The 316-nt window shown below is 44.6% G+C and carries 1 protein-coding gene; it reads right to left on the reverse strand.

Annotation, left to right across the window (positions count from 1 at the left end):
* Positions 1–316 (reverse strand): O-antigen ligase family protein (locus tag AB4486_RS24925; protein ID WP_372119377.1); only part of this gene is annotated, 316 nt, incomplete at both ends.

Genomic DNA, 316 nt, shown 5'->3' on the forward strand with positions numbered 1-316 from the left:
CAATACCGCCCTCAACTCCCCAGAATAGAAACTCATTGTGAGGGTGATCCATTGCCGGAAGCCCCGGATGATAGTTTGAATTGAGTTGGTGCTGACGAGCTGTATACAGAGTGTACTCTGATTCAAATTTTCCGTAGCCGTAACCAGTAAATGGTTTCTCTACCAACATGTCTAATGTTTGCGGGAAGGTGTAAGTGCGAGCGCTTTCTAGATTAGTTCTTTTACTTGCTAGGCTATCTGTAGTGCTAAGGCTGATTACTGAAAATGCAATCACGATACCGACAGTAACGGATGTACACCATCCGTAGAAGCGTTT

The sequence above is a fragment of the Vibrio sp. 10N.222.55.C6 genome, from assembly GCF_041473395.1.
GTDB lineage: Bacteria > Pseudomonadota > Gammaproteobacteria > Enterobacterales > Vibrionaceae > Vibrio > Vibrio crassostreae_C.